Origin of the sequence: Streptomyces sp. NPDC101237, assembly GCF_044767465.1 — a bacterium.
Taxonomy (GTDB): domain Bacteria; phylum Actinomycetota; class Actinomycetes; order Streptomycetales; family Streptomycetaceae; genus Streptomyces; species Streptomyces gramineus.
This window is the reverse complement of record NZ_JBIWNY010000001.1, coordinates 217,751-237,394: the sequence shown is the minus strand read 5'-3', so window position 1 is coordinate 237,394 and position 19,644 is coordinate 217,751. Positions and strand designations below refer to the sequence as shown.

Sequence of the window (19,644 nt, the reverse complement as noted above, 5' to 3'; positions counted from 1 at the left end):
CGGACGGCGCCTTACGGGGTGACCTGGCCCTTTGACCGACCGATCAGTCGAAACGGGCCGCGAGCAGGACCACGTCCTCCTCGCTGTCGGCCGAGTCCAGTCCGTCCGGCAGCACCGTGCGCAGCACGTGGTCGGCGATCGCCCCGGGGTCGTGGCGCAGCGCGCGCGGGACGCTCGCGGCGGCCGTGTGCAGCCGGGCGAAGGCGCGGTCCATGGGGTCGCCGGTGCGGTGCAGCAGGCCGTCGGTGTAGAAGAGCACGGTCTCCCCGGCCGCGGCCTCGATCTCCACGCTGGGCGCCTCCCAGCAGGCCAGCATCCCGAGCGGCGCCGAGACCGACGTCTCGGCGAACTCGGTGCGGCGCTCCCCGATCAGCAGCGGCGGGCTGTGCCCGGCGCCGGCCAGGGTGACCTTGCGCAGCGTGGGCTCGACGTAGGCGAACAGGGCGGTGGCGGAGCGGGCCGGTTCGGTCAGCCGCAGCAGCAGTTCGAGGTCGGACAGGACCGCGACCGGGTCCTCGCCCTCCATCACGGCGTACGCCCGCAGGGAGGCCCGCAGCCGGCCCATCGCGGCCACCGCGCTGGGCCCGGAGCCGGTGACCGAGCCGACGGAGAGGCCGAGTGCGGCGTCCGGCAGCGGCAGCGCGTCGTACCAGTCGCCGCCGCCGCGCGGTCCGGTGCGGTGCCGGGCGGCGAGCTGGACCCCGGGCACCCGCGGGAGCCGGGTGGGGAGCAGTTCCTCGGCGATGGTCGCCATGCACGCGCGCGTGCGCTCGACGTCCAGCAGCCGGGCCAGGTGCTCGGCTGCGAAGCGGACGTACAGGCCGACGAGGTGGCGCTGGCGCTCGTCCGGCTCGGCGGGACCGTCGTACAGCCACAGGACGGCGCCCAGGCGCGCGGCCGCGTCGGTGGTCAGCGGGAGCGCGTAGCTGGCGGCGTAGCCGAGCCGGGCGGCGACCTCGCGGTGGCGGGGGTCGAGGCCGTCCTCGGCGAACAGGTCGGGGTGGACGATCTCGGCGGCGGTGCCCGTGTCGTACGGCAGCGCGCCCGCCGGGACGGTCTCCAGGTGGCCGAGGTCGGCGCGGCCGAGTCCCAGGCCGAGCGTGGTGTGGGGGCCGAGGCCGTCGGCCGGGTCCAAGGCGACGAGTCCGCGCCGGGCGCCCACCAGGGCGGCGCCGGCGCGCAGCAGTTCGTGGAGCGCGGACTCCAGTGGGGCGGTGCGGGCGAGCCGTTCCGTCAGTTCGTGGAGGGTGGTGAGGTCGGAGACCCAGCCGGCCAGCCGGTCCTGGAGGACGGTGCCGGGCGCCGGTGCGGCGGGGGGCTTCGGGACGGGAGAGGAGCCCGGGGCGGGGGAGACCGGCGCGACAGTGTGTGCGGGCGTGGGCACCGTTGAATCGATTCCAGCCACTTTCGGAGGGTGCGGGGCGTTCATCTCGTCCGGCTTTCAGACCTGTGCGTATTGCTCAGAAGCATCGCAAACCCCCATGTCTTCCTGCGCCACCGGCAGTGGCTCCACATGTACACGCACTCGTGAGGGGATGTCCAGCATTGTCCTGCCGGGATTCCTGGTGTCCACGAGCCTTGCGGTGACTTCTCCCGGACGGCTTGCGCAAAAGCGAAGTTGGCTTAAAACTGACTCGGGCAACGGTTCATTGCGGTCGACTGGCCTTGCTCCACGGAGCGTCACAGCGGTCGTGATGGGTACGTACTCGGAGAAGGCCAGGGGTGGTTGGGGATCACCCGGAACCTGGCGACGGACCCGGGCGTCTTAACCACCGACGACCGTGCCCCATCCTCCCGTGGCGGCGGCGGAGAGAAACACTCGGAACGGCAAAACGCCAGACTTCGCCACCCCCATGCCGTGGCCGTGCTTTTGATGAACGCAGTATGTGGATGCCGGCGCGGCCCCCGGCTCGACCCCCTGGGGATCCCCCTGCCAGCGCAGGGGTGTGATGCGCCAACAGGTACGCACAGTGAAGTGATCGACACATGACGTGATGTGGTCCACGGTGTTGCCAGCGGTGCAACGGAAAGGAACGAGCGCTCATGCGCGAGATCCTCGGAAGGCGACGCAGGCTCCTGTCCAGGCGGAAAGGCAAGGGGTCCGAGTTGCTCGACGCGGCCTTGGCCTTCGCCACGGAATGGCAGTGGCCCGTGCTCCCCGGCGTGGCTGCGGACCCGCAGGGCCGGGCCCGCTGCGCCTGTCCAGACCCGGAGTGCACGGTGCCCGGCGCGCACCCCTTCGATCCCGGTCTGCTCGCCGCCACCACCGACGAGCGCATGGTGCGCTGGTGGTGGGGCAACCGGCCGGCCGCGCCGATCGTCCTCGCCACCGGAGCCGCCGGCAAGGCGCCTTGCGCGGTCAGTCTGCCCGCCCTCGCCGCCTCCCATGCCCTCACCCTGCTCGACCGCCGCGGCATGCGTCTCGGCCCGGTGGTCGCGTCGCCCACCCGCTGGGCGCTGCTGGTCAAGCCGTACTCCATGGAGCAGTTGGGCGAGCTGCTGTACGCCAAGGACTTCGTCCCCGGCTCGCTCCGCTTCCACGGGGAGGGCGGCTACCTCGCCCTGCCGCCGTCCGAGACCGGCCAGGGCGCCATCCGCTGGGAGCGTGCTCCGCTGCCCGGCTCGGCCAAGCCGTGGGTGCCCGACGTGGAGGCCGTGGTGGACGCCGTGGTCGACGCCCTCACCCGTACGGGTGTGAGCGCACCCGAGTTGTAAGGGTGTCGGGCGCGAGAGCGCCGCTTCTCGCGCGTCGCTGGTTATCTTCCGCTCATGCTGCGTACTTCTGGGGGGCAACCCCCGGACCCCCGACTTCGTCTGCTCGCCCTCGCCGGGGTGGTGGTGTGCGCGGTCGCGCTGCCGCTGACCGTGGCGTCCGCGGGGCAGGTGGGCGAGGCCACCGGACATCCGGCCCGGAGCGACGACGAGAAGCTGCCGGCGCCCGCCCGCTCTCCGCGGGTGCTCGGCCTCGGCCTGGCCACCGCCGCCCGCTGCGGTCCCGAACTCACCTCTCCCGGCGGGGTGGAGGCGCAGACCTGCGTGATGGCCCAGGGCGCGGACACCTGGGCGCGCACCTACTACCGCAACGCGACCGGGGCGGACCTGGAGTCCGTGCTGAGCCTCATGGGCCCGCAGGGCCGCACCGTGCAGACGCACTGCGCCGCGGACGCCGCCGACGACCCCGCCACCTGTGAGACCCCCCGGGAGCACACGCGGGGCTCGCTGGACGCCTACACGGCCGTCACGGAGTTCGCGGCGCACGACGACGACGGACCGCTGCTGCTGCGCAGCGCCAGCAACTCTGCGGGCGACGAGGCCAACTCCGCTACCGCGAAGGGGAGTTGACGTATCGCGTCGGTCGGTGCACCGGAGCCGGGCATGGAAAGGCCCGGTTGCTGGCGACGGGGGATGCACCAGCAACCGGGCTACTGAGACGGTAACAAGAGATCTGCGGTTCGCAAATTCGGTCTCGGCTATTCGGACACGTATCTGCTTGCTGCGTAAGGAAGTTGTGACCGGAGTCACCGAGCCGGCGGGCGCGGAGCGGCTGACCGGTCGGTCAGCCGCGTCCCCTGGCCGGCCTTGATCGTCAGCTGAGCGTGACCTGCCGGTTGGTGAGCCCGCCGCGGGCCCGGCGCTCCTCCGCCGTGAGCGGTGCCTCCGAGGCCAGAGCGGTCGCGAGGCGCTCGGCGAACTCGGCGGCCGGCTTCTCCACGTCCTCGGCGCCGACCCCGCTCGGCAGGTCCCAGACCGGCACGGTGAGGCCGTGGGCGCGGAAGGAACCCACCAGCCGGGTCCCCTCGCCGAGGCTGGACCTGCCCGCCGCGTGCAGCCGCGCGAGAGCGTCCAGAAGCTGCTCCTCGGGATACGGCATGACCCAGCGCAGGTGGTTCTTCTCCGGCGTCTCGCACCAGTAGGCGGAATCGACGCCGGTCAGCTTCACCGTGGGGATGGCGGCCGCGTTGGCCCGCTCCAGGGAGGCGGCGACCTCGGAGGTGGCGTTCTCCGCGTCCTGCACCCAGAACTCGAACCCGTCGTGCACGACGGGTTCGAACGCGCCCTCGGGGTCGAGGAGATCCTGCAGCCGGGGGCTGTCGGCGGGCGCCCGACGGCCCTGCACCGGGGTGCCCGGCTCGGCGGCGAGGGCGCGCTGGAGGGTGTCGGCGAGGTCCCGGCTGATGTCGCCGGACGACGTGTCGTTCTGCAGGCCGAGGAGGACGGTGCCGTCCTCGCGGCGCAGCGCCGGCCAGGCCATCGGCAGCACCGTCGCGAGCGTGACCGAGGGGACGCCCTCGGGCAGGCCTCCCTTCAGGGGCAGTTCGACCGTGGCGGCGGGGACCAGCTCGCGCAGTGCCACCCAGTCGCCCTCGCCGGCCAGCCCTTCGAACGGGCGGTGCACCAGCTCGGTCGCCGCGTGCGCGGCCGCCCGGCCGTGGCACGCCTTGTAGCGGCGGCCGCTGCCGCAGGGGCAGGGTTCGCGGGCGCCGACGACCGGAAAGTCTCCAGTGCCGCCGGCCTTGGCTGCATCGCTGAGCTGCGGCCGCGTGGCCTTTGTCTGGGGGCGCTTCTTGGCCATCTGGGTGTCTCCCGGTTACGGCTCGTCTCGTACGGGCGGGAGCCTAGCCGTTCGCGCCCCGGGCCACGGGTACCTGTGGACGGAGCCGCGGCGCGGGCGCCGCCGGACGGGTCTGTGCGGTCGGTCGGGGGGTCGTCGATCGGGTCGGTGTGGCCGGTCGGGGGTCGTCGATCGGGTCGGTGTGGCCGGTCGGGGGTCGTCGACCCGGTCGGTGCGGTCGATCCGGGTCGTCGAACGCGCCGTCGCGGTCGATCCGGGTCGTCGAACGCGCCGTCGCGGTCAGTCCAGGTCGTCGAACGCGTCGGCGAAGTCGAGGCCGGCCAGTTCCGCGGCCGCGGGTGCCATGACGCGCGTAGCGAAGGCGTCGTGGCGGACCGGGCCGCCGGGATCGTCCACACCCCTGTGGATCACGACCCAGACCGTCACCTCACCGCGGGCGTCGTCCCGGACGCCCCAGTCGTCGGCCAGGGCCGTGATGATGTTCAGGCCGCGGCCGCCGTGCGCCGTGACCGAGGGGGTCATCGGAGCCGGGCGGGTGGGTCCGCCGCCGTCCGTCACCTCCACGACCAGTCTGCCGCGCGTGTCCACGCGCCACGCGGCCCGGACGTCCCCGTCACCGGCGAGAGCGTCGCCCAAGGGCCGCCCGTGTTTGCAGGCGTTGCTCAACAGTTCGGAAAGGATCAGTACGGCGTCGTCGATGACCGATTCCGATACACCGCGGGTGCGCAACTGATCGCGCATACGGTGCCTCGCCTTGCCCACGCCCGCAGGGCCATGCGGTACGGCCATGCTCGACGACGTGGGCACCTCCTGTGCCACCACCAACGCCACCCCCGAGACCTCCTTTGCCCCACGCCACGGTGTGGATGCCCCATTGGCCTGAACCGGAAACCGGCCAATGAATGCCCGGTGACGCACTCGCAACGGGCGAATACGGACCGAACGCGCCGGAGCACACCCCGTGACGGACTCGTAGTCGTATCCCCCGGGTACGGCTGCGTGTGGCTGGATTTCGATGGTGTGGCCGATACGTGAGGATGGTGTGAGCGGGCTGTGGGGTCAAGGGGTGCGGTGATTACTTACGCGACTCTTTATCCCGGCGCGGGCGCCGCACGTCGTCCCGGGCCGGGTCCCGACGGGTGCCGCAAGAGTCCCGCCGGTTGTCACGGGGCTGCTCGCTCCCGCTCAGCGGCCGAGCCGACGCAGCACCGCCGCGGGCCGGTTGGTGATGATCGCGTCGATGCCGAGTTCCAGGCACAGGTCCACGTCCTCCGGCTCGTTCACCGTCCAGACGTGCACCTGGTGGCCGTTGCGCTTCAGCCGCTCGATGTAGGCGGGGTGGTTGCGCACGATCCGGATCGAGGGACCCGCGACGCCCACCCCGGCCGGCAGCCGTCCGTCGCGCAGCCGGGGCGAGAGGAACTGCAGCAGGTAGACCGTCGGCAGCGTCGGCGCGGCCGACCGCACCCGGTGCAGCGACCGCGCCGAGAAGCTCATCACCCGCACCCGCGACTCGGCCGGTGTGGCCGGGGAGTCCAGGCCGAAACGCTTCAGCAGGAGGAGCAGCCGCTCCTCGACCTGCCCGGCCCACCGTGTGGGGTGCTTGGTCTCGATCGCCAGCTCCACCCGCCGCCCGGCGTCCGCGACCAGCTCCAGCAGCCGCTCCAGCGTGAGGACGGAGGTGTCGCCGCGGTCCTCGGGCCGGACCTCCCATTCGGGCTCCTCGTCCCGGCCCCGCCAGCCCGGCCCCTTCTTCCAGGAGCCGAAGTCCAGGGCGGCCAGGTCCGCGAGCTCCAGGGCGGAGACCGCGCCCCGTCCGTTCGACGTACGGTTGACCCGGCGGTCGTGGACGCAGACCAGATGCCCGTCCGCGGTCAGCCGTACGTCGCACTCCAGGGCGTCGGCGCCGTCCTCGATGGCCTTCTTGTACGCGGCGAGGGTGTGCTCGGGGGCGTCCTCGGAGGCCCCGCGGTGGGCGACGACCTGAATGCGATGCTGTGGTGCGTGGGTCACCGCGACATGGTGCCATCGTGCGGACGTGCGTGGGGGCATCCAGGATGCCGGTAAAGGGAACTTTTGTCAGACAGGCCCTATATAAAGGTTGTCGGTGTACCCACAGCCACCGCTTATGGTGCCCTGACGGCCGGTGGGAAAAGCTGAGGACGTACAAAAGCACATGCTCAGCCGAATCGCGCCGGACGACAGCAAGCGTTGAAAGAGCGTGACCCAGTGCGACCGAGACGAAAAGCCGTGGACCGAGGAGAGAAGCTGTGAGCACCGAGAACGAGGGCAACCCGGTACCTCCGGCCCCGTCCGCACCTCCTGTGCCGCCGACGTCTCCCGCTGCCCCGCCGCAGGCAGCCGCGTCCGACGGCGGAGAATCGCCGACCACCCCGATCCCGCCGGTGCCCCAGGGCGCGCCCGCGGGTGACCCGTACGCCGCGCCGCGGGGCCCCGAGGGCTCCTGGCCGCCCCCGCCGCCCGCGACGCCCTCCTACGCCGACTCCGGCGCGGGTGCCGGGGCAGGCGCCGCGGGTGCGGGCTGGGGTTCGTCGTACGACCAGCAGTACCAGCAGCACCAGCCCTACCAGCAGCCGCAGACCGCGCCGAAGAAGGGCAGCGGACGCGGCGGTCTGATCGCCGCCGTCCTGGTGGCCGCGCTGGTCGCGGGCGGCCTCGGCGGCGGCCTCGGCTACACCCTGGCCAAGAACAACGACAACCTCGGTTCCACCACCGTCTCCGCCTCCGCCGACGGCGGCGCCACCCAGGTCAAGCGCGCCGCCGGCACCATCGCGGCGGTCGCCAACAAGGCGCTGCCCAGCACGGTCACCATCGAGGCCGAGTCGACCAACGGCGAGGGCGGCACCGGCACCGGGTTCGTCTTCGACACCCAGGGCCACATCGTCACCAACAACCACGTGGTCGCGGACGCCCTGGACGGTGGCAAGCTCACCGCGACGTTCCCGGACGGCAAGAAGTACGACGCCGAGGTCGTCGGCCACGCGCAGGGCTACGACGTCGCGGTCATCAAGCTCAAGAACCCGCCGTCGGACCTCAAGCCGCTCGCCCTCGGCAACTCGGACAACGTGGCGGTCGGCGACGAGACGATCGCCATCGGCGCCCCCTTCGGCCTGTCCAACACGGTCACCACGGGCATCATCAGCGCCAAGAACCGTCCGGTCGCCTCCAGCGACGGCAGCTCCACCAGCAAGGCGTCCTACATGAGCGCCCTGCAGACCGACGCCTCCATCAACCCCGGCAACTCCGGTGGCCCGCTGCTGGACGCCTCGGGTGCGGTGATCGGCATCAACTCCGCGATCCAGTCCTCCTCCAGCGGCGGCCTGGGCAGCACCGGGCAGTCGGGCTCGATCGGCCTCGGCTTCGCCATCCCGATCAACCAGGCCAAGTACGTCGCCCAGCAGCTGATCCAGTCCGGCAAGCCGGTCTACGCGAAGATCGGCGCCTCGGTGTCCCTGGAGGACAGCAGCAACGGCGCGCAGATCACCGACTCCGGGTCGGGCGGCGCGGCCGCGGTCGAGTCGGGCGGCCCCGCCGACAAGGCCGGCCTCAAGCCCGGCGACGTCATCACCAAGCTCGACGACACGGTGATCGACAGCGGCCCCACCCTGATCGGCGAGATCTGGACCCACAAGCCCGGCGACAAGGTCCAGGTCACCTACAAGCGGGGCGGTTCCGAACACACGGTCGAAATGACCCTGGGCTCCCGTGTGGGCGACAACTGACCCGCACGCGCGCGTGCCGACCGGTTACTCTGTTCCCCGCGCCGATCTCGGTCGGCGCGGGGTGGGTTGCCCGAGCGGCCTAAGGGAACGGTCTTGAAAACCGTCGTGGCAGCGATGTCACCGTGGGTTCAAATCCCACACCCACCGCCAGCAGAAACGGACCCTGACCAGGTGAATCGGTCAGGGTCCGTTCTCGTGCCCGGCGCCCGCCGGTGCCCGTGACTCCCCGCTGTTTCCCGCCTGAACGGGCACGACAGGGGCACGTCGCCTTCAGTCGACCGCGATCGTGCAGTACTTGGCGGGGACGGCGGCAAGTTCACACGCGGCAGCGTCCTGCTCGCCCTCGGTTCGGTGTTGCTGGAGATACGCCGCTGTCGCACGCGTCCCGGCACCGAAACAGGTCGGATTCTGCACCACGATCAGGCCGAGGATCTTCACCTTGGTCGACTCCATCGCCCAGCTTGCGGAAACGGAGTCGGAGTAGTCGGCATCGCGGGACTCCCTTTCCTTGTGCTTCCGGAACTGACCAGCCCGCTTCTCGAAGTCCTGGTTGGCCTGCTCGCACGTCGCTGACCGCTCGGACGCGCCGTCGTGTCGCATGGCCCCGACGGCATAGCCACCCGAGGCGAGGGTGATTGCTCCGGCGCTGACCAGCGCGATCATCGAACGCTTCATGGCCGGGGATCGTATACGCCCAGGTAAGGCCACTCGCCACCGGTGCCCGTCGGCCTGCGGTTGACGACGTTGAGAGGTCGGCTCCGAGACTTCGGGCGGGAGTTGCCCGGCGCTCGCCGTGCGGCCCCGCTCCGGCGGGGACGCGCGGGGCCGTCGGCGCGGAGGGCGGCAACGAGTGTGAGGCCACGGCTGGGCGGCAACGGGTGTGAGCCAACGGGTGTGAGGCAACAGGTGTGAGGCAACAGGTGTGAGGACCTGGGGTCGGCAGGGGTTTGTCAGTGGGAGCCGTGGGACGTCCGGCGGCGCGGTGCCAGGACGATGCCGCCGCCGGCCACGACCAAGGCCGCCGCGGCGCCCGCGATCACCGTGGTGCCGCCGCTCGCGCCGGTCTCGGCGAGGTTGCCGCTGCCGCCCGCCGGGCACGGGGCGCCGCCCGCCGGGGACGGGGCGCCGCTCGCCGCGGGTGCGGCGGCCGTGCTGCACGGACGTCCAAAACCCTGCGCGTCCACAAGCCCGTGAAGACCCCTGTCAAAGAGGCGTCGTCGCGGGTGAAGGCGCGATGAACGAACGGCCGTGACCGTGTTCGGGGTCGGTCAAGGGAAACGCTTGGACGCGGATGTCCTCCGGGCACTGGACGGATCTCCGGTCGCTCGGAAGGCTTTCGGCATGCGTGCAGCCGAGTGGTGTCTGACCGACGACGTCGATGAGTTCCTGGCCCGCGCTGGGGGGTTCCTGCGGTCGCGGCCCGTGCTGCACACCTCTCCGCTCTCGGTGCTGGAGAGGCTGCGCGTCCTCGGGCGGGCCGGGGTCGGCGGACGGGTTCCCGTGCTGGGACGGCTGGAGGGCGCGGGGGAGGTCGGCGCGTTCTTCTACCGGTTCCCGCCCGGCGGCCTGACGGTCTCCGCGCTGACGAGCGGCCAGGCCGACGGACTCGCCGCCCGCCTGGTCGCTCTCGGACACTCCGTGCCCTTCGTCAGCGCGGACCACGACACCGCCGCCGCCTTCGCCGAGGCCTGGTCCCGGCGCACCGGCGCGACGCCCACGCTCCGGGTCCGGATGCACCTCTACCGGCTCGGCACGCTCACCCCGCCCGATCCGTTCCCGGCGGGCCGGGGCCGGATCATGGGCGGGGCGGACCACGAGCACCTCATGCGCTGGTGCCGCGAGTTCGCGGCGGACGTCGGGGAGGACGTCGTCATCGACGCCGGGTCCTGGTCCGGCACCCGCTTCGCCGAGAAGCGCTACACCCTGTGGGAGACCCCGGACGGCACCCCCGTGTCCATGGCGGGCGTGAACCCGATGGTCGCCGGCGTGGTCCGGGTCGACCCGGTCTACACCCCGGCCCACCTGCGCGGCCGCGGCTACGCGGGTGCCGTGACCGCCGAGGTGAGCCGGGCCGCACGCGACGCGGGCGCGCGCGAGGTGGTGCTCTACACGAACGCGGCCAACCCGACCAGCAACGCCCTCTACCGGCGCCTCGGGTACGTCCGGGTCACGGACTGGGCGGTGTACGACTTCTCGGGCCCCGTGCCCCAGGCGGCTGCCTCGCGTTCGTGACCTCGCGTTCTTCGGCGGGTCCTGGCCCCGCGGCGTGCCCCGCCGTTCAGGGGTGGTGGCCCGTCATGCGGGCCGCCGACGCGATCGTCGCGCCGGCCTCGCGTTCGGTCAGGCCGGTGCGCACCGCCGCGTCGGTCAGCGGGGCGCGCAGGGCGCGGCCGATGCCGTTCTCGTAGGCGCGGCAGGCCGCCCAGAACAGGCGGGTGTTGCGCTGGCCCTCGTGGGCTGCGAGGACGAACTGGACCAGGCCCTGGCCGCGGTCGCCGACCGAGGGATGGGTCGCCGGGTGCGGGGCCCGCGGGGGTGGCAGCAGGAGGCGGAGCAGAGAGGGCGGGCAGGGGGCCGGGACCAGGTGTTCGGTGCCGGGGGCGGTGGCGTAGACGCCGTGGTCGGTGCGGGAGCCGGGGCCGACCAGGTAGCCGCCCGCGCCCCGGATGTCGATGCCGGGGGCGAGCCGGCCGGCCGAGTTGGGGATCACGGCGTCCGGCGGTCCGGTCAGCCAGAGATGGCGGCCGCCGCTGGGCGTGAGCACGACGACCGTGGGCGGGATGGTGAACAGGTGCCGGAGGGCCAGTTCGCGCAGGGCTCCGGGGGCGTCGGTGCCGGTCTTCACGTCGAGGTCGACGCCGATGAGGCGGTACGGGGGCAGTCCGCAGGCGATGCCGTAGCCGGTGGCCCAGGGTGCCGCCGCGAACAGTTCGCGGACGCGGGCCTGGTCGGTGGTGGCGTCGTACACGCCGTGGCCGGGGTGGCCGCACTCGCCGTGGCAGGGCGGCAGCGCCGGTCGCGGCTGGTCGGGGTGGAGGGATCGGTGGGGGGAGCGCAGGGCCGGGAGTTTGGTCCGGGACAGGGGGATGACGGCCAGGCCGCGCTCGGCGGCTGACAGGGCGTGTGCGAGGGCCAGCGTCGTGGCCTGCCGGTCGGTGGTGGCCATGGATCCATGTTCGTACGTACGTTCGAAAAAAGGAAGAGGGGGTCGGTGCGGCATGCCGGGCGCGGTGGCCTGGCCGGAACCCGCGCCGGATCGGTTCTCCTCTTGGAGTGCCTGCGGTGGTGCTGTCCTGACTGGTCACGATCAGGACGTGAATCGACCAAAGATGGCGAAAGGGGTTTATCGACTTGTCATCACGCTTGAGGGCGAATGAGACCGGAAGGACTGGTTCGCCGGGGATTCGGTGGGCAATCCTGATCTCGCGACGTCGATGACAACCCCGAGGCGGTCGGCCAACTGCCCCGGAAACAGCCGTACTTGACGTACTCACCGGCTCAGCCGGGCTCTGAGAGGAAACAACATGGCAAGCATCCGTACCGCCCGCGTCCTCGCTGCCGTCTCCGCCCTCCCGCTCGCCGCCGCTCTCTTCGCCGGTGTCGCCGCCGCGGACAACGGTGCGATCGCCGGCAACGGATCGAGCGCCAACGCCGGTGTGGCGGGCATCATCGGCAGCGGCGTCGGCCACGACAACAACGGCAACTCCTCCACCACGCAGCAGAACGCGGTGGGCAACGGGGCGTCGAACCAGAGCAACACCGCGCAGGTCAACGGCTCCGCCTGGACGGCCCTCCAGCAGGGCAACGACAACGTTGCCGTCCACTTCACCCGGCTGTGGTAGCCCCTGCCTGAGCCCGGGTGGGGTGTGCTCCGTGGGGATGTAGCGCGCCTGCGCGGCGGTACTCCGGTACCGCCGCGCAGGCGTTTGTCCGGAGTGGGCCGCCGCCCCCCGGGCGCTCCCGGCATCCGCTGTTCGACCTTGACAGGCGGCCGTATCTGACGGACAGTCAGAAATCATGCATCTGGCCCCCACCGAACGCCAGCAGCGGCTGCGCGCCGAACTCCGTGCCTACTTCCGCTCCTTGATGCCCTCCCCCGTGCCCGCGGCACCCGAGGAGCGCCGTGCCCTGCTGCGCCGCATCGGCGCGGACGGCCTGCTCGGCCTCGGCTGGCCCGTGGACTACGGCGGCCAAGGGCGCGGTGCCGAGGAGCAGTTCGTCTTCTTCGACGAGGCGTACCGGGCCGGCGCCCCCGTCTCGATGGTCACGCTCAACACGGTCGGGCCCACGCTCATGACGTACGGCGACGACGAGCAGAAGGCCCGGTTCCTGCCCGGCATCCTCAGCGGCGACCTGGTCTTCGCCATCGGCTACAGCGAACCCTCCGCCGGCACCGACCTGGCGGCCCTGCGCACCCGGGCGGTGCGGGACGGCGACGGCTGGCGGATCGACGGCCAGAAGATCTTCACCTCGGGCGCCCAGCACGCCGACTGGATCTGGCTCGCCTGCCGCACCGACCCGGACGCGCCCCGGCACCGCGGCATCTCGATCCTCCTGGTCCCCACCGACGCCCCCGGCTTCTCCTGGACCCCGATCGAGACGGTGGGCGGGCAGACCACCACGGCGACGTACTACGACGGCGTCCGCGTCCCGGCAGGGCACCTGGTCGGCGCCGAGCACGAGGGCTGGTCGCTCATCACCCACCAGCTCAACCACGAGCGGGTCGCCCTCGCCGCGACCGCCATGCAGGCCGAGGACTTCTACGAGGCGGCGCTCACCGCCGCCCGCACCCCCGATCCGGTGACCGGCGATCGCCGTGTTGACGAGCCCTGGGTGCGTTTCCGACTGGCCGAAGCGCATGCCCGGCTGGCGGCGAACCGCCTGCTCAGCTGGCGTCTGGTGGGGGACGCGGGGGCGGGCAGGGTGGCCCCGGCGGAGGCCAGCGGCGTGAAGTTCGCGGGAACGGAATCGGCAGTCGCGACGTATCGCATGTGTCAGGAGATCGTCGGCGAGGCGGCTTTGGTCCGGTCCGGGTCGCCGGGGGCGTTCGGCGACGGCGAGCTGGAGCGGCTCAACAGGGCGGCGCAGATCAACACGTTCGGGGGCGGGGTGAGCGAGGTGCAGCGGGAGATCGTCGCGACGATGCGGCTCGGGATGAGGAGGGGTGGCCGTGGCCGGGGAGACTGACGAGCTGGGGGCGCGGCTCAAGGCGTACGAGGGGTTGCCGGCCTCCCGGGCGGGCACCGCCAAGGACCCGGTCAACCTGCCCATGATCCGGCACTGGTGCGAGGCGATGGGCGACACGAACCCGGCGTACGAGGGGCCGGACGCGATCGCCCCGCCCACCATGCTCCAGGCCTGGACGATGGGCGGCCTGTCCGGGAACCCGTCACGCACCGGGGCGTACGACGAGATGTCCGCGCTGCTCGACGAGGCGGGCTGCGTCTCGATCGTCGCCACCGACTGCGAGCAGGAGTACCTGCGCCCGCTGCGGCCGGGCGACGAGCCGGTCTTCGACACGGTGATCGAGACGGTGTCCGCGCGGAAGACCACGAGACTGGGCACGGGCTACTTCGTCACCACGCGCACGGACATCCGGGTCGGCGACGAGCCGGTGGGCGTGCACCGCCTCCGCGTCCTCAAGTACGCGCCCGCCGGGCGGCCGGTCAGGGCTCCGGCGCGGCCCCGGCCGGTGGTCAACCGGGACAACGCCCCTTTCTGGCAGGGCGTGGCCGAGGGCCGCCTGCTCATCCAGCGCTGCACCGGCTGCGGCACCCTGCGCCACCCCTGGCTGCCGGGCTGCAACGCCTGCGGCGGCCTCGACTGGGACACGGTCGAGTCGTCCGGCGAGGGGACGGTCCGTTCGTACGTCGTGATGCACCACCCGCCCTTCCCGGCCTTCGACCCTCCGTACGCGGTCGGCCTGGTCGAACTCGCCGAGGGCGTGCGGATGGTGAGCAACGTGGTGGGAGTGCCGTACGACAAGGTGCGGATCGGCCTGCCGGTACGGGTGGAGTTCCGGCGGTACGAGGACGAGGAGGGCACGCTGACCCTGCCCGTCTTCCGGACCGTCGACGGCCTCGCCGGTCCCGGTGCCGGCGGCGGGGAGGCCTGACATGGACTTCACGCCCACCGAGGCGCAGGCCGCGGCCCGCGACCTGGCCGCCGGGATCTTCGCCGACCTCGCCACCCACGAACGGCTGCGGGCCGCCGGCAGCGGCAGCGACCAAGAGCTGTGGAAGGCCCTGACCGGGGCCGGACTGGTCGCCGCGGTGGGCGAACTGGGCCTGCTGGGGCTGGTACTGCTCCTGGAGGAACAGGGGCGGACCACCGCCCAGGTGCCGTACGCGGCGAGCTGTGCGTACGGGCTGCTGGCGGTCGCGGCGCACGGCACCGCGGAACAGCGGGAGCGGCTGCTGCCGGGGATCGAGGACGGATCGCTGGTCGTCGCCGGGGCGTTTCCCGCCCAGCGGGGCGTACGGCCCGCCGAGCGCGGCGGGCTGACCGGCGCCGTCCCCGTCGTCCCCTGGCTGCGCGACGCCACGCACGTCCTGGTCGCGGACGCCGGCCGGCGGCTCTGGCTGGTGCCGCTCGGCACGGGCGAGAGCACCGGCGTCGAGGAGACCGAGCTGACCGCGCCCTGGTCGGCCGGGCGGCTCACGCTCCGCGAAGCCCCCGCCGAACCCCTCGGCGACGCTCCGGGACCGGGCGGCCCCGGTGCCTACGCGGACGTCCTGGCCGTCGCCCGCACCGCCTTCGCCGGGCTCCAGGCCGGTGTCTGCGCGGGCTCGCTGGCTCGGGCCGTCGCGCACACCAACACCCGCGAGCAGTTCGGGCGCCCGCTCGCCACCCGGCAGGCCGTCCAGCTCCGGGCCGCCGACGCCCACATGGACGTCGAGGCGATCCGGGTGACGGCGTACGAGGCGGCCTGGCGGCGGGACGCGGGGCTGCCGTACGCCACGCACGCGCTGACCGCCGCGTGGTGGGCGTCCGAGGCGGGACAGCGGGTGGTGCACACCGGCCAGCATCTGCACGGCGGCGCGGGCGCCGACGTCGGGCATCCGGTGCACCGGCACTTCCTGTGGGGGCGCCAGTTGGACGCCTATCTCGGCAGCGGGAGCGAAGTGCTCCAGGAACTGGGGGAGTTGATCGCGCATGCGGAGTGAGACGACACGGCCGGACGTGGGCACCGAGCTGCCGCCCCTGGAGATCCCGATCACCCGGACGCTGATCGTGGCCGGAGCGATCGCGTCCCGGGACTACCAGGACGTGCACCACGACGCCGAGCTGGCCCGCCGGAAGGGCTCGCCGGACATCTTCATGAACATCCTGACCACCAACGGCCTCGTCGGCCGGTACATCACCGACTTCTTCGGGCCGACGGCGGAGCTTCGCAAGGTCGCCATCCGGCTCGGCGCGCCCAACCACCCGGGAGACACCATGGTGCTGACCGGCCGCGTCGAGGAACTGGACGACGACACCGGCACGGCGAGGGTCCGGGTGAGGGGCACCAACGGCATCGGCGACCACGTCACCGGCACGGTGACCGTCCACCTCACCGGCTCCCTGGTGACCGTCACCGTCGTCGACGAGGAGGAGGCATGAGCGTCCGGGGCCGGGACTCGCTCGGCGGGCGGGCGGCGATCGCCGGGATCGGGGCCACCGAGTTCTCCAAGGACTCGGGGCGCAGCGAGCTGCGGCTGGCGGCGGAGGCGGTGCGGGCCGCGCTGGCCGACGCGGGGCTGACCGCGGCCGACGTGGACGGGATGGTGACGTTCACGATGGACACCAGCCCGGAGATCACCGTGGCGCAGGCCTGCGGGATCGGCGAGCTGTCCTTCTTCTCCCGCGTGCACTACGGCGGCGGCGCGGCCTGTGCGACGGTCCAGCAGGCGGCGCTGGCGGTGGCGGCGGGAGTGGCCGAGGTCGTCGTCTGCTACCGGGCGTTCAACGAGCGGTCGGGACGCCGGTTCGGCTCGGGCGTGCAGCGCCGGGAGCCGTCGGCGGAGGGCGCGGCGCTCGGCTGGACGCTGCCGTTCGGGCTGCTCACCCCGGCGTCCTGGGTGGCGATGGCGGCACAGCGCTACCTGCACGCGTACGGGCTGACCCCGGAGGCGTTCGGCCACGTGGCGGTGGTGGACCGGAAGTACGCGGCGACCAATCCCGCCGCCTACTTCCACGGCCGCCCGATCACCCTCGCCGACCACGCGGCGTCCCGCTGGATCGTCGAACCGCTGCGCCTGCTGGACTGCTGTCAGGAGACGGACGGCGGCCAGGCGCTCGTCGTCACCTCGGTGGAGCGGGCGCGGGACCTGCCGCGTCCGCCGGCCGTGATCGCGGCGGCCGCGCAGGGCGCCGGCCGGGGCCAGGAGCAGATGACCGGCTTCTACCGGGACGACCTGACCGGCCTGCCGGAAACGGGTGTGGTGGCCGGACAGCTGTGGCGCGGTTCGGGGCTGGCCCCGGCCGACATCGACGTGGGCATCCTGTACGACCACTTCACGCCGTTCGTGCTGATGCAGCTGGAGGAGTTCGGGTTCTGCGGGCGCGGGGAGGCGGCGGACTTCGTGGCCGAGGAGCGGCTGCCGCTGAACACGCACGGCGGCCAGCTCGGGGAGGCCTACCTCCACGGGATGAACGGGATCGCGGAAGGAGTACGCCAGCTTCGGGGGACCGCGGCGAACCAGATACCGGGCGCGGGCCGGGTCCTGGTGACGGCCGGCACCGGAGTGCCCACATCGGGGCTGGTCCTGACCTCGGACGGATGAACCGGGGGCGGGCCGGCGCGCGCTCCGGCGCCCCGGCCGGCCCGCACCCCCAGGGGTGAACCCGCAGGAGTACCGCCCTCGTACTCCACCTTCAGGAGGTGTAGCCAGCCCCACCCCTACAACCTGAGGCGGACTCTCCTTCGGGACCTGCGGCCGATCCGCCCCCGTACCGTTCGCTCATAGCGTGGAGCCATGACCACACCCGTCTGCACCAGCGCCTCGGGCGCCGCTGTCTCGGGGCGGCAGACCCGGCCGTACCCGTCGTTCGCGTCGTACGTCAGGGCCCGTCAGCCGGTGCTGCTGCGTACCGCCCGCTCCCTGACCGCGAACCCGAACGACGCGGAGGACCTGCTCCAGACCGCGCTCGCCAAGACCTACGTGGCCTGGGAGCGGATCGAGGACCACCGGGCCCTCGACGGTTACGTGCGCCGGGCCCTGCTGAACACCCGGACCTCGCAGTGGCGCAAGCGCCGGGTCGACGAGTTCGTCTGCGACGAGCTGCCCGAGCCGGAGCCGGTGGGCGGCGGGGACGACCCGGCGGAGCGGCAGGCGCTGCACGACGCGATGTGGCGGGCGATCATGAAGCTGCCCGCGCGGCAGCGGGCGATGGTCGTGCTGCGGTACTACGAGGACCTCAGCGAGGTGCAGACGGCCGAGGTGCTCGGGGTCTCCGTGGGCACCGTGAAGTCCGCCGTGTCGCGTGCGCTCGGCAAGCTGCGTGAGGATCCCGAGCTGGAGATCGCCCGATAGCCGGACAGACCACGGCCGACTGTGTCAGTTGTCCCGCCCCTAGTGACATACCGACTGGTATGTGAGCAGAATCAGCGCAGCCCCTTTACCGCCGAGTAGGCAATGTTGCCCCGGGAGGACGCCGTGCTGAGCACCATGCAGGACGTACCGCTGCTGATCTCCACGATCCTGACGCACGGGTCACGGGTCCACGGCGCATCACGGGTGACCACCTGGACGGGCGAGGCCGAGCCGCACCGCCGCAGCTTCGCCGAGATCGGCGCCCGCTCCGCGCAGCTGGCCCACGCCCTCCGCGACGACCTCGGAGTCCGGGACGACGACCGCGTGGCCACCCTCATGTGGAACAACGCGGAGCACACCGAGGCGTACTTCGCGATCCCCTCCATGGGCGCGGTCCTGCACACGCTCAACCTGCGGCTGCCCGCCGAACAACTGGCCTGGATCGTGAACCACGCGGCCGACCGGGTCGTGATCGTCAACGGTTCGCTGCTGCCGCTGCTCGCCCCGCTGCTCCCGCACCTCCAGCCGCTGCGGCACATCGTGGTGGCCGGACCCGGCGACCGGTCCCTGCTGGACGGCGCGACCGTGCCCGTCCACGAGTACGAGGACCTGATCGCCGACAAGCCGACCACATACGACTGGCCCGAGCTGGACGAACGCCGGGCCGCCGCCATGTGCTACACCTCCGGCACCACCGGCGACCCCAAGGGCGTGGTGTACAGCCACCGTTCGATCTACCTGCACTCCATGCAGGTCAACATGACCCAGTCGATGGGCCTGACCGACCAGGACACCTCGCTGGTCGTGGTGCCCCAGTTCCACGTCAACGCCTGGGGCCTGCCGCACGCCACCTTCATGACCGGCGTCAACCTCCTCATGCCGGACCGCTTCCTGCAGCCCGCCCCGCTCGCCGAGATGATCGAGAGCGAGCGGCCCACGCACGCGGCCGCGGTCCCCACCATCTGGCAGGGGCTGCTCGGCGAACTCACCGCCCGGCCCCGCGACGTCGCCTCGCTCACCCAGGTCACCATCGGCGGCTCGGCCTGTCCGCCCTCCCTCATGGCCGCGTTCGACGAGCTGGGCATGCGGGTCTGCCACGCCTGGGGCATGACCGAGACCTCCCCGCTCGGCACGGTCTCCCGCCCGCCGGCCCACGCCGTCGGCACCGACGAGGAGTTCACCTACCGCCTCACCCAGGGCCGCTTCCCGGCCGGTGTCCAGGCCCGGCTGACCGGCCCCGGCGGCGAACGCCTCCCCTGGGACGGCGAGTCGGCCGGCGAACTGGAGGTCCGCGGCCCCTGGATCGCGGGCGCCTACTACAACGGCCCCGAGGCCGAACCGCTGCGCCCCGCCGACAAGTTCAGCGAGGACGGCTGGCTGAAGACCGGTGACGTCGGCACCATCTCCCCCGACGGCTTCCTCACCCTCACCGACCGCGCGAAGGACGTCATCAAGTCCGGCGGCGAGTGGATCTCCTCGGTGGAGCTGGAGAACGCGCTGATGTCCCACCCGGACGTCGCCGAGGCCGCGGTGGTGGCCGTACCGGACGACAAGTGGGGCGAGCGCCCGCTGGCGACGGTCGTGCTGCGGGAGGGCTCCACGGCCACCTTCGAGGCCCTGCGCGTCTTCCTCGCCGAGGAGGGCAAGATCGCCAAGTGGCAGCTGCCGGAGCGCTGGACGATGGTGACGGCGGTGCCCAAGACCAGCGTCGGCAAGTTCGACAAGAAGGTGCTGCGCAGGCGGTACGCCGAGGGCGACCTGGACGTGACCAGCCTCTGACCGGCCGCCGGGCCGACGGCGGAGAATCGTC

At 72.5% G+C, this 19,644-nt stretch carries 19 protein-coding genes and 1 tRNA gene; 13 read left to right on the top strand and 7 right to left on the bottom strand.

From position 1 onward, the window contains the following. Window positions 1–43: 43 nt before the first annotated feature. The gene (locus tag ACIRQ9_RS01130) at window positions 44–1,429 is read right to left on the bottom strand and encodes a PP2C family protein-serine/threonine phosphatase (protein ID WP_404165814.1); all 1,386 of its coding nucleotides are present in this window, start codon (window positions 1,427–1,429) and stop codon (window positions 44–46) included. Window positions 1,430–2,043: 614 nt separating this feature from the next. On the opposite strand from ACIRQ9_RS01130, the gene ACIRQ9_RS01125 reads away from it, so the two are divergent. Next, window positions 2,044–2,715 (top strand): bifunctional DNA primase/polymerase, encoded by a 672-nt coding sequence (locus ACIRQ9_RS01125; protein WP_404165812.1) that lies wholly within the window; start codon window positions 2,044–2,046, stop codon window positions 2,713–2,715. Between the two features lie 54 nt (window positions 2,716–2,769). Beyond that, window positions 2,770–3,342 (top strand): hypothetical protein, encoded by a 573-nt coding sequence (locus ACIRQ9_RS01120; RefSeq protein ID WP_404165811.1) that lies wholly within the window; start codon window positions 2,770–2,772, stop codon window positions 3,340–3,342. Window positions 3,343–3,586: 244 nt separating this feature from the next. On the opposite strand, the gene ACIRQ9_RS01115 is transcribed toward ACIRQ9_RS01120, so the two are convergent. From ACIRQ9_RS01115 to ACIRQ9_RS01105, 3 genes are all read right to left on the bottom strand, one after another. Then, window positions 3,587–4,573 carry a DUF5926 family protein gene (locus ACIRQ9_RS01115; RefSeq protein ID WP_404165809.1) on the bottom strand — a complete coding sequence of 329 codons (987 nt, stop codon included), beginning with the start codon at window positions 4,571–4,573 and terminating at the stop codon, window positions 3,587–3,589. 279 nt (window positions 4,574–4,852) lie between these two features. After that, a complete protein-coding gene (locus ACIRQ9_RS01110) occupies window positions 4,853–5,491 on the bottom strand; it encodes an ATP-binding protein (RefSeq protein WP_404165807.1) in 639 nt (212 codons plus the stop codon). 267 nt (window positions 5,492–5,758) lie between these two features. Further along, window positions 5,759–6,586: a glycerophosphodiester phosphodiesterase gene (locus ACIRQ9_RS01105; protein ID WP_404165805.1), complete on the bottom strand. Its 828-nt coding sequence runs from the start codon at window positions 6,584–6,586 to the stop codon at window positions 5,759–5,761. A 257-nt stretch (window positions 6,587–6,843) separates the two neighbouring features. Between ACIRQ9_RS01105 and ACIRQ9_RS01100 the strand changes: the two genes are divergently transcribed. Both ACIRQ9_RS01100 and ACIRQ9_RS01095 read left to right on the top strand, forming a co-directional pair. Beyond that, complete coding sequence (locus ACIRQ9_RS01100) at window positions 6,844–8,316, top strand: S1C family serine protease (protein ID WP_404165803.1); 1,473 nt, start codon at window positions 6,844–6,846, stop codon at window positions 8,314–8,316. A gap of 60 nt (window positions 8,317–8,376) precedes the next feature. Beyond that, window positions 8,377–8,466: transfer RNA gene (locus ACIRQ9_RS01095), tRNA-Ser, on the top strand. Window positions 8,467–8,586: 120 nt separating this feature from the next. Here ACIRQ9_RS01095 and ACIRQ9_RS01090 read toward each other — a convergent pair. Further along, entirely contained in the window at window positions 8,587–8,991 is a 405-nt protein-coding gene (locus tag ACIRQ9_RS01090) for a hypothetical protein (protein WP_404165801.1), read from the bottom strand. Window positions 8,992–9,266: 275 nt separating this feature from the next. Then, window positions 9,267–9,500, bottom strand: coding sequence for an LAETG motif-containing sortase-dependent surface protein (locus ACIRQ9_RS01085; RefSeq protein ID WP_404165799.1), 234 nt, complete (start codon window positions 9,498–9,500; stop codon window positions 9,267–9,269). Window positions 9,501–9,657: 157 nt separating this feature from the next. Here ACIRQ9_RS01085 and ACIRQ9_RS01080 point away from each other — a divergent pair, with 157 nt between their 5' ends. Then, entirely contained in the window at window positions 9,658–10,548 is an 891-nt protein-coding gene (locus ACIRQ9_RS01080) for a GNAT family N-acetyltransferase (protein WP_404165797.1), read from the top strand. A 46-nt stretch (window positions 10,549–10,594) separates the two neighbouring features. Here the strand turns inward: ACIRQ9_RS01080 and ACIRQ9_RS01075 are convergent, their stop codons facing one another. Next, on the bottom strand, window positions 10,595–11,482 hold the full coding sequence (locus tag ACIRQ9_RS01075) for a bifunctional DNA primase/polymerase (protein WP_404165795.1): 888 nt from the start codon (window positions 11,480–11,482) through the stop codon (window positions 10,595–10,597). Between the two features lie 358 nt (window positions 11,483–11,840). Here ACIRQ9_RS01075 and ACIRQ9_RS01070 point away from each other — a divergent pair, with 358 nt between their 5' ends. The 8 genes from ACIRQ9_RS01070 (at window position 11,841) to ACIRQ9_RS01035 (ending at window position 19,613) form a co-directional block, all read left to right on the top strand. Continuing rightward, window positions 11,841–12,158, top strand: a complete 318-nt coding sequence (locus ACIRQ9_RS01070) for a hypothetical protein (protein WP_404165793.1) — start codon at window positions 11,841–11,843, stop codon at window positions 12,156–12,158. A gap of 175 nt (window positions 12,159–12,333) precedes the next feature. Further along, a complete protein-coding gene (locus ACIRQ9_RS01065) occupies window positions 12,334–13,503 on the top strand; it encodes an acyl-CoA dehydrogenase family protein (RefSeq protein WP_404165791.1) in 1,170 nt (389 codons plus the stop codon). Beyond that, window positions 13,487–14,431: a bifunctional MaoC family dehydratase N-terminal/OB-fold nucleic acid binding domain-containing protein gene (locus ACIRQ9_RS01060; RefSeq protein ID WP_404165789.1), complete on the top strand. Its 945-nt coding sequence runs from the start codon at window positions 13,487–13,489 to the stop codon at window positions 14,429–14,431. Before ACIRQ9_RS01065 ends, ACIRQ9_RS01060 begins: the two co-directional genes overlap by 17 nt. Before the next feature lies 1 nt (window position 14,432). Continuing rightward, window positions 14,433–15,482: an acyl-CoA dehydrogenase family protein gene (locus ACIRQ9_RS01055; RefSeq protein ID WP_404165788.1), complete on the top strand. Its 1,050-nt coding sequence runs from the start codon at window positions 14,433–14,435 to the stop codon at window positions 15,480–15,482. Then, window positions 15,472–15,921: a MaoC family dehydratase gene (locus tag ACIRQ9_RS01050; RefSeq protein WP_404165786.1), complete on the top strand. Its 450-nt coding sequence runs from the start codon at window positions 15,472–15,474 to the stop codon at window positions 15,919–15,921. The genes ACIRQ9_RS01055 and ACIRQ9_RS01050 overlap by 11 nt, the downstream gene beginning before the upstream one ends. Beyond that, on the top strand, window positions 15,918–17,084 hold the full coding sequence (locus ACIRQ9_RS01045) for a lipid-transfer protein (protein ID WP_404165785.1): 1,167 nt from the start codon (window positions 15,918–15,920) through the stop codon (window positions 17,082–17,084). The genes ACIRQ9_RS01050 and ACIRQ9_RS01045 overlap by 4 nt, the downstream gene beginning before the upstream one ends. Before the next feature lie 192 nt (window positions 17,085–17,276). After that, entirely contained in the window at window positions 17,277–17,834 is a 558-nt protein-coding gene (locus tag ACIRQ9_RS01040; protein WP_404165783.1) for a SigE family RNA polymerase sigma factor, read from the top strand. A gap of 102 nt (window positions 17,835–17,936) precedes the next feature. Continuing rightward, on the top strand, window positions 17,937–19,613 hold the full coding sequence (locus ACIRQ9_RS01035) for a long-chain fatty acid--CoA ligase (protein WP_404165781.1): 1,677 nt from the start codon (window positions 17,937–17,939) through the stop codon (window positions 19,611–19,613). The last annotated feature ends 31 nt before the right edge of the window (window positions 19,614–19,644 follow it).

What these genes read in the sequence shown, in the direction of transcription:
- ACIRQ9_RS01130 (WP_404165814.1), bottom strand. Translation starts at nt 1,429, where the DNA reads ATGAACGCCCCGCACCCTCCGAAAGTGGCTGGAATCGATTCAACGGTG.
- ACIRQ9_RS01125 (WP_404165812.1), top strand. Translation starts at nt 2,044, where the DNA reads ATGCGCGAGATCCTCGGAAGGCGACGCAGGCTCCTGTCCAGGCGGAAA.
- ACIRQ9_RS01120 (WP_404165811.1), top strand. Translation starts at nt 2,770, where the DNA reads ATGCTGCGTACTTCTGGGGGGCAACCCCCGGACCCCCGACTTCGTCTG.
- ACIRQ9_RS01115 (WP_404165809.1), bottom strand. Translation starts at nt 4,573, where the DNA reads ATGGCCAAGAAGCGCCCCCAGACAAAGGCCACGCGGCCGCAGCTCAGC.
- ACIRQ9_RS01090 (WP_404165801.1), bottom strand. Translation starts at nt 8,991, where the DNA reads ATGAAGCGTTCGATGATCGCGCTGGTCAGCGCCGGAGCAATCACCCTC.
- ACIRQ9_RS01080 (WP_404165797.1), top strand. Translation starts at nt 9,658, where the DNA reads ATGCGTGCAGCCGAGTGGTGTCTGACCGACGACGTCGATGAGTTCCTG.
- ACIRQ9_RS01075 (WP_404165795.1), bottom strand. Translation starts at nt 11,482, where the DNA reads ATGGCCACCACCGACCGGCAGGCCACGACGCTGGCCCTCGCACACGCC.
- ACIRQ9_RS01070 (WP_404165793.1), top strand. Translation starts at nt 11,841, where the DNA reads ATGGCAAGCATCCGTACCGCCCGCGTCCTCGCTGCCGTCTCCGCCCTC.
- ACIRQ9_RS01065 (WP_404165791.1), top strand. Translation starts at nt 12,334, where the DNA reads ATGCATCTGGCCCCCACCGAACGCCAGCAGCGGCTGCGCGCCGAACTC.
- ACIRQ9_RS01055 (WP_404165788.1), top strand. Translation starts at nt 14,433, where the DNA reads ATGGACTTCACGCCCACCGAGGCGCAGGCCGCGGCCCGCGACCTGGCC.
- ACIRQ9_RS01050 (WP_404165786.1), top strand. Translation starts at nt 15,472, where the DNA reads ATGCGGAGTGAGACGACACGGCCGGACGTGGGCACCGAGCTGCCGCCC.
- ACIRQ9_RS01045 (WP_404165785.1), top strand. Translation starts at nt 15,918, where the DNA reads ATGAGCGTCCGGGGCCGGGACTCGCTCGGCGGGCGGGCGGCGATCGCC.
- ACIRQ9_RS01040 (WP_404165783.1), top strand. Translation starts at nt 17,277, where the DNA reads ATGACCACACCCGTCTGCACCAGCGCCTCGGGCGCCGCTGTCTCGGGG.
- ACIRQ9_RS01035 (WP_404165781.1), top strand. Translation starts at nt 17,937, where the DNA reads ATGTTGCCCCGGGAGGACGCCGTGCTGAGCACCATGCAGGACGTACCG.